General features: G+C 77.0%; 1 protein-coding gene and 1 pseudogene. Both read left to right on the forward strand.

The annotated features are described in order from the left end of the window. Positions 1–262: pseudogene (locus B0E53_RS36425) on the forward strand (hypothetical protein); the annotation flags it as partial. Next, positions 259–1,410: an alcohol dehydrogenase catalytic domain-containing protein gene (locus tag B0E53_RS36430; protein ID WP_107079916.1), complete on the forward strand. Its 1,152-nt coding sequence runs from the start codon at positions 259–261 to the stop codon at positions 1,408–1,410. The pseudogene B0E53_RS36425 and the gene B0E53_RS36430, both read left to right, overlap by 4 nt. Positions 1,411–1,542: the final 132 nt, after the last annotated feature.

A 1,542-nucleotide genomic window follows, 5' to 3' on the forward strand; every position in this document is an offset into this window, starting at 1 on the left:
GCGCTGGCCGGCACCGCTGCGCCGGCTCGACGGGGCGGTCGAGCTGTCGGCCCGCCCGGCTCCCGGCGGCCGCGGCACCGAACTGGCGGCCCGCCCGCTGGGCGGCGAACCGACGCTGCCGGGGCTCGCCGCCCACCTGGTCGGCGACGATCCCGGCCGGTTCCTGCGGCAGGCGCTGCGGGAGGCGAAGCAGCTCGTGGAGACCGGGGAGGTGCTGCGGGCGGACCGCTCGCGGCTGGACCGGCCGGGGACGGCCGGATGAGGGCGCTCTGCTGGGAGGGCGCCGACACGCTGGCGGTCCGGCAGGTCCCCGACCCGGAACTGCGCAACGTTCAGGACATGATCGTGCGGGTCCGCCGGAGCGTGACCTGCGGTGCCGACCTGCCGCTGCTGGCCGGGCGGGTCCCCCACCTGGCCGCCGGGGACGTGCTCGGGCACGAGTTCCTCGGCGAGGTGGTCGAGGTCGGGCCGGAGGTACGCCGGCACCGGGTCGCCGACCGGGTGGTGGTCTGCGCGGGGATCGCCTGCGGGGCCTGCTGGTTCTGCCGGCAGGGCCTCTTCGCCTGCTGCGACAACGGCACGACCGGCGCGGCCGGGGCGGAGCCGGAGTGGGGGCAGCCCACCGCCGGCTGCTACGGGCGACCCGCCCTGCTCGGCGGCTTCGCCGGCAGCCACGCCGAGTTCGTCCGGGTGCCGTACGCCGACGTCGGCGCGTTCACCGTGCCCGAGGGGGTCAGCGACGACCGGGCGGTCTTCGCCTCGGACGCCGCCCCGACCGGCTGGATGGGCGCCGAGCTGGGCGAGGTGGCCCCCGGCGACGTGGTGGCGGTCTGGGGCGCGGGGGCGGTCGGCCAGCTCACGGCGGCGGCGGCCCGGCTGCGCGGGGCGGACCGGGTGATCGTGGTCGACGACCACGACGAGCGGCTGCGCATGGTCGAGCGGCACGTCGGCGCGGAACCGCTCAACTACCGGTACCTGGACGTCCCCGCCGAGCTGCGGGAGCGCAGCGGCGGCCGGGGCCCGGACGTGTGCGTGGAGGCGGTCGGCCCGGCGGCCGGGTCGCCGGGGCTGTTCGCCGGCCGGCCCGGCCGGCGCGCGGACGGGCCGCTGGCGCTGCGCGAGGCGGTGCACTCCTGCCGCAAGGGCGGCACCGTGGTGCTGCTCGGCACCGGGACCGGGTTCGTGGACACCTTCCCCCTCGGCGCGGTGCTGGACAAGGGGCTGACCGTGCGCGGCGGCCGGCAGCACGGGCAGCGCTGGATCCCGATGCTGCTGGAGCGGATGGCCCGCGACGAGCTGCGTACCGAGCACCTGGCCACCCACCGGCTGCCGCTGGAGCGGGGCGCGGACGGTTACGCGCTGTTCCGGGACCGGGCCGACGGCTGCGTCCGGGCGGTCTTCACCCCGTGATCGCGGCGGCCGGGGGTTAACAACTGCTGGCGCCTCGGCGGTCTTTAGCGACATTTAGCGCGCTATAGTTGCTGCCGTGAATTTGAAGGAGTGGGCGGCGGCAACTGGTATCTCGTACGTGACCGCGCGGCG

The sequence above is a fragment of the Micromonospora sp. MH33 genome (assembly GCF_003013775.1).
Classification (GTDB): domain Bacteria; phylum Actinomycetota; class Actinomycetes; order Mycobacteriales; family Micromonosporaceae; genus Micromonospora; species Micromonospora fulviviridis.